Annotated in this window: 4 protein-coding genes; all 4 read left to right on the forward strand. The window is 31.1% G+C overall.

All coding sequences use genetic code 11. From position 1 onward, the window contains the following. On the forward strand, positions 1-1,880 hold a 1,880-nt coding region (locus tag AC1XJX_RS13265; protein ID WP_482004470.1), incomplete at its 5' end, for a T9SS type B sorting domain-containing protein. An 11-nt stretch (positions 1,881-1,891) separates the two neighbouring features. Beyond that, positions 1,892-2,818 (forward strand): PorP/SprF family type IX secretion system membrane protein, encoded by a 927-nt coding sequence (locus AC1XJX_RS13270; protein ID WP_482004471.1) that lies wholly within the window; start codon positions 1,892-1,894, stop codon positions 2,816-2,818. A 10-nt stretch (positions 2,819-2,828) separates the two neighbouring features. Then, positions 2,829-4,820 carry an OmpA family protein gene (locus tag AC1XJX_RS13275; RefSeq protein ID WP_482004472.1) on the forward strand — a complete coding sequence of 664 codons (1,992 nt, stop codon included), beginning with the start codon at positions 2,829-2,831 and terminating at the stop codon, positions 4,818-4,820. Between the two features lie 29 nt (positions 4,821-4,849). Then, positions 4,850-6,772 carry an OmpA family protein gene (locus tag AC1XJX_RS13280; RefSeq protein ID WP_482004473.1) on the forward strand — a complete coding sequence of 641 codons (1,923 nt, stop codon included), beginning with the start codon at positions 4,850-4,852 and terminating at the stop codon, positions 6,770-6,772. Positions 6,773-6,956 lie beyond the last annotated feature (184 nt).

The following is a 6,956-nucleotide window of genomic DNA, read 5'->3' on the forward strand; positions in this document are numbered from 1 at the left end:
GTAACACCAGTGCTAACTTTACTCAAACTATTACCGTTGTAGATACCACAGCGCCAATACTTGAATTACCTGCGAATGTTAGTGCGGAATGTAGTGATGATTTATCACCTACAACATTTGGAATGGCTACTGCTATAGATAATTGCGATTCCAATCCTATAATTACTTTTAGTGATGTAAGAACAGATGGAGCATGTTCTGGAACTTATACAATAACAAGAACTTGGACTGCAACAGATGCTTGCGGGAATTTTACAAGTGCTGATCAAATAATATCAACATCAGATACAACAGCTCCGACTTTTGATCAAACATCTTTGCCAATTGATATCGTAGTAGAATGTAATGCTATTCCTGCATCAGAAATAATAACTGCAAGTGATAATTGCGGTTTAGCTTTAGTAACTGTTGAAGATATTAGAACAGATGGTAGTTGTGATTATAACTATATTATTACAAGAACTTACACAGCTATAGATGAATGTGGATTAACAAATACTCATGTTCAAACTATTACTGTACAGGATACCATTCCTCCAACTTTTGTTGAAACACTCCCTCTAGCTAATATAGTTGTAGAATGTGATACTATTCCAACGGCTGAAATATTAACAGCTATTGATAGTTGTGGTCCTGCAATTGTAAATGTTAGTGATACTAGAACAGATGGTAATTGTCCAAATTCATATATTTTAACTCGTACTTGGACTGCTACAGATGAGTGTGGTTTAACTACAACCCATACACAAAGAATCGTTGTACAAGACACAACTCCTCCTGAGTTTGTTGAAGATTTACCAAGAGACACAACAGCAGAATGTGATTCAATTCCTGAAGTTTCATCATTAACAGCTACTGATAATTGTGGAAATGCAACAGTAACTGCTACTGAAATAAAAACTGATGGTGACTGTCCTAATAATTATATTTTAACTAGGACTTGGATTGCAACAGACGAATGTGGATTAACAACTTCACATATTCAAATAATCACTGTTCAGGACACATCAGCTCCAGAAACAACAACTACATTTGATGATGTGCTAAATGTTAGTTGTACTGATATACCAGATGCTCCAGAATTACAATTTTTAGATAATTGTTCAACAAATCTAAGTGTAGTTTTCAATGAAACTAATTCATTTGAAGAAAATGTATTTATAGATTATCAAATCATTAGAACCTGGACTGTTAGAGATGAATGTAATAATGAAGCCATTTTTACTCAAACATTAAATGTAAGACTTGATGAAATTTACTCGGAATTAGTGGCTCCTGATAGATGTTTTGATGAAGGTGTGATAAATCTTAACGATTTAATATCTGGTACACTTAATATTGATGGTTCTTGGGAAGTATTAGAAGGAAACACTGATGCTACACTCGAGGGAAGTATTTTCGACCCAACTAAACTTGAATTAAATGAAGACTTCTTACCAGACGATGGTGGAATTGATTATCGATTTAGATATACAACTACTGATAATGGATGTATTAGTATTACAGAAATTATAATGAATATTCATGCTGATTGTGTGGTTTTACCATGTGGTGAAAATGATATAGTTATTTCTAAAGCTATCACACCAAATGGTGATGGATATAATGAAACTTTTGATATAGCTGGAATCGATTTATGTGGATTTGTAGCAGAAGTAAAAATATTCAACCGTTGGGGAGCACTAGTTTATGAGTCTAACAACTATACATTAGGTAGTATTGAAACTTCCGGTGCTTTTGGAGATTGGGATGGTTCATCACCAAGATCTTCAATAGGAACTGCTGGCAAATTGCCAAATGGAACATATTATTATATTATTAAATTAAGAAATAGTGGATTGAGCCCTTTAACAGGTCCTGTTTACTTAGGAACCAAATAAATCCTTAACCTATGAAATTTATAAAAAATCATATAATCGCTATTGCATTGTTTAGCTGTACGGTTGGAGTTGCGCAACAATTACCGCAATTTACACAGTATATGTATAATACAATCTCTATCAATCCAGCATATGCTGGTAGTAGAGAAGCACTAAGTATTGTTGGATTGCATAGAAGCCAATGGGTTGGTTTTCAAGGTGGTCCCATTACACAAACACTTTCTATTCATACACCTCTTAGGAATGACAGAATAGGTTTAGGATTATCTTTTATTGAAGACGATTTAGGCCCGCAAAACTTCTCATATTTATATGCAGATTTTTCATATGCGATACCAACAGGAACTAATGGTAAACTTGCCTTTGGTTTAAAAGGTGGTTTTACTCAATTTAGTTTTGATACTGATTTTAGATTAGATCAAGCTAATATTAACGACCCGTTGGTTTTTGGAATAGAAGACAGATGGTCTCCTAATATTGGTGCTGGTATTTACTGGAGTACTGAAAGACTTTACGCAGGTTTATCTGCTCCTAGAATATTAAACAATGATATTAATAATAGAAATGATTTTGAAGCTTTAGAGAGAATAAGTTACTACTTAACTGCTGGTGGTGTAATTGATTTAACTAAAACTATAAAATTTAAACCAGCGGCTTTAATTAAAGCAACCAATGGGGCTCCTATTTCATATGATCTTACTGCTAACTTTTTATTTAATGAAAAATTCTGGTTAGGTGGATCTTATAGAATAAATGAGCAAACAGCTGCTATAGGTGGTATAGTAGATTTTCAAGTGTCTAGACAATTACGTATTGGCTACGCTTACGAAAAACCAATTTCTGACATTGCAGACTACACCACGGGTACACACGAAATATTACTAATTTACGAATTTAAATTCTTAAGTTCAAAATTAAAGTCACCTAGATATTTCTAATAAAATTTATATGAAAAATAAAAATTACATATTAGTTTGTATCCTATTAACTATAAGTATTTCTATGTTTTCTCAACAAGGAAAACAAAAAAGAGCTGATACATTATTTAACAAATTTTCATTTGTAAAAGCAGCCGAAGTTTATAAAGATCTTATCGCTAACAATTATAATAAAGATTACGCAACCAGAAAACTTGCTGATTGTTATGCATTTTTAAGAGACCCAAGAAATGCTTCTAGATATTACAAAAGTGTAGTCAATCAAAAAAATGTTCCTTTAGAATATTATTATAAGTATGCACAGTCACTTCGGGGGATGAAAAAATATGATGAGTCTCAAATTTGGCTGCAACGCTATAAAGATTCTGGAGGAGTAGTTAATGCTAACGATTTTTCAAAAGACATCAATTTTATTACAAGTGTTTTTGGTGCTAAACAACAATACTTTTTAGATAGAGTCCGATTTAATTCTAAGTTTAGTGATTTTGGAGCTTTTGAGCATAATGGAAAAGTATATTTTACTTCTTCTAGGGATGAAGGTGTTGGTATAAAACGCTTATATGGTTGGAACGAGCAACCCTTTTTAGATATTTATGTAACTGATGTTGGATCTAAAAAGAATGTTGATCATACCGATAAAGTAAAGGGGGACGTAAATTCTATTTACCACGACGGACCAATTACAATTACAAAAGATGGAAAAACCATGTATTTTTCAAGAAACAACTTTAATGAAGAAGTTGAAACTAAAGATAAAAGTGGATTAACTAATATGAAAATTTATCGTGCTAAACTTGTAGATGGTGAATGGACAAATATTGAAGATCTACCAATAAATGGTGATGATTTTTCAACACAACATCCTGCTTTAAATAGCGATGATACCAAATTATATTTTGCTTCTGATAGACCTGGCACTAAAGGTGGATCAGACATTTGGTCTATTGATATTTATCCAGATGGTACATTGATGAATATTCAAAATATTGGAGATGTTGTTAATACAGAAAGTGCTGAAGGTTTTCCTTTTATTAATAATGAAGGTGTTTTATTCTTTTCTTCAGATGGACATACTGGTCTAGGTTTACTCGATATTTTCGCTACCATAAAAAATGAAGATGATGATACTATAGCAGATGTTATTAATTTAGGAACCCCTGTTAACTCAAATGAAGATGATTTTTCATTTAGTATGAATACAGATGGTATTACTGGATATTTTGCTTCAAACAGACGTGGTGGTCGTGGTAGTGATGATATTTATGCGTTCCACAGGGTACCAATTTTAAGTGTAGAAGGTGTCGTTACAGATGCTATAAATACAAAACCAATCCCTGATGCTAAAATAACTTTATTTGATAAAGATAATAATCAGGTAGCATTCATGGAAACTGATAAAAATGGTTACTATCAAATAAACATAGATAGAAATCAAGACTATAAAATAGTAGCTAGTCAAAATAAGTATATTGATGATTACAGAACGTTTACATCAAAAAACATACAAACAGAATTGATAACTATAGCTGCGAATTTATTATTAAATCCTGTACCAGATGTTGTAAAACTAGCCGAATTAAACACCAATAATTTGGGTTACGATTCAACCTTAATTGGAAGTGATACTACATCTGTTAATAATGCACAACTTAAGCCTATTTATTTTGATTTTGAAAAATATAATATCCTTAAAGAATATGCATTGGAATTAGATAAGATAGTGAAATTAATGACGGTTGATTACCCTGAAATGGTAATCCGAATTGAAGCACACACAGATTCTCGTGGCACGTTTGAGTATAACGATATTTTATCTACAAACAGAGCAAAATCAACTTATAATTATTTAATATCAAAAGGAGTAAATCCAGTAAATATTACAGAATATAAAGGTTACGGAGAACGTAGATTGATTAATGAGTGTTCTGATGGCGTTAGTTGTAAAGAGGCACAGCATCAATTAAACCGACGCACACAATTTATTGTGGAAAAAATGGAGTAATCCGAGATTTTTTAATTAAAAATGACCCCATGAAATTAAAAAACTACATATTAATAAGTGTTATTTTGATAATAGGTACAATAACTCATGCTCAAAATGGTGCTCAAAAAAAAGCAGATAACCTATTTAATAAATTCTCTTTTGTTGATGCTGCTGAAGTTTATCATGAATTGATTAATAAAAACTACAATACAGATTATGCTACAAGGCAACTCGCTGACAGTTACGCTTACATGAGAAATCCAGACGCTGCGGTTGTTTATTATAAATTAGCTGTACAGCAACCAAATGTTCCTATTCAATATTATTACAACTATGCGCAAGCGTTAAGAGGTGTAAAAAATTATGAGCAATCAAGGGTTTGGATGAAACGATTTAAAGATGCTGGTGGCAAAATAAAAGAAGAGAAATTCTTAAAAGACTCCGATTTTTTAAATGCCATTTTCAATGCAAAAAAACAATATTTTTTAACTGAAGTTAAATTCAATTCAAAATACAGCGATTTTGGAGCTTTTGAGTATGCTGGTGATATTTATTTTGCATCTTCAAGAGATGAAGGAGTTTCAACAAAACATATTTATGGTTGGAATGAAGAACCTTTTTTAGATGTTTATGTAACCAATAAAAACGCAAAAGATAGCATTGTTAATCAGAAATCTAAACTTAAAGGAAAAGTTAACTCGGTTTATCACGATGGTCCAATCACGATTACAAAAGATGGTAAAACCATGTATTTCTCTAGAAACGATTATATTAAAAACACGTTAGGGAAAGATAAATTAGGAAGCACCAACCTTAAAATTTACAAAGCTTCATTTATTAATAATGAGTGGACTGATATTGAAGAACTTCCTTTTAATGGAAACGACTTTTCAAATGGTCATCCTGCTTTAAATGAAGATAATACTAAATTATATTTTGCTTCAGACAGAACCGGAAGTATTGGAGGATCTGATATTTATTATGTAGATATTAATAAGGATAACACTTACGGAACACCAAAAAATTTAGGAAATATTGTAAATACGGACAAAAATGAAAGATTCCCTTTTATTAATAGTGAAGGTTCTTTATTTTTTGCTTCCGATGGACATCCTGGTTTAGGTTTGCTAGATATTTTTGGAACGGTTTCGGATAAACAAAATAATATAGTAAGCATTATAAATCTTGGTGTACCGGTAAATTCTAGTAAAGATGATTTTTCATTCTTTATGAACTCAGATGGATTATCAGGTTATTTTGCATCTAATAGAGATGGTGGTTTTGGTAGTGATGATATCTATGCGTTTGATAGAATTCCAAATTTAAAAATTGAAGGTACTGTAACTAACGCTAAAACTAAAGAGCCAATACCAAATACCATAGTAAAGTTATTAAATGCTAATGATATGGAAATTGCATTTGTAGAAACTGATGAAAACGGTTATTACGACATTAGTATTGATAGAAATACTGATTATTTAGTAAAAATTACAAAAGATGATTTTGAAAATGTAACAACACCTATTACATCTAAAAATCTTGAAATAAACATTACAAGTATCAAAACAGATTTTGTTTTGATAAATAAGCCAATAGAAGCCATTCAAATAGCAGAGTTCTACCCTATTTACTTTGATTTTAACAAATCAGTAATTAGAGATGATGGTACTTCTGAGTTAGACAGAATTGTTGACTTAATGGTAAATAAATACCCTAGCATGACCATAAAAATAGAGTCGCATACCGATTCTAGAGGACAAGCAGATTACAACAAGAAGCTATCTGAAGAAAGAGCAATTGCAACTTATAAATATTTAATTGACAAAGGTGTAAATCCTGATAAAATAACCGAATATATAGGCTATGGCGAACAAAAATTATCAAATAACTGTGATGGTACCATAAATTGTACAGAAGCACAACACCAACTAAACAGGCGTACAGAATTTATTTTGATAAAAATGGAATAGTATAACTTAAGTTAATTCATTTTAAAAACCATCAAAAGAAAAAACTTTTGGTGGTTTTTTTTACTCTATAATTTTTTAAAATTTATATAAATAAAATTCAAGAAGGAGTTAGGTATTTGATTAATCGTTTAAAACTATAAGTTAGAATTTAAAATAATAAATTATTTTAACATCAAAAAAGTTT

Source organism: Flaviramulus sp. (genome assembly GCF_982512915.1).

Excerpts from the sequence above, each read along its gene's own strand:
- AC1XJX_RS13280 (WP_482004473.1), top strand. The coding sequence starts at position 4,850 with ATGAAATTAAAAAACTACATATTAATAAGTGTTATTTTGATAATAGGT.
- AC1XJX_RS13275 (WP_482004472.1), top strand. The coding sequence starts at position 2,829 with ATGAAAAATAAAAATTACATATTAGTTTGTATCCTATTAACTATAAGT.
- AC1XJX_RS13270 (WP_482004471.1), top strand. The coding sequence starts at position 1,892 with ATGAAATTTATAAAAAATCATATAATCGCTATTGCATTGTTTAGCTGT.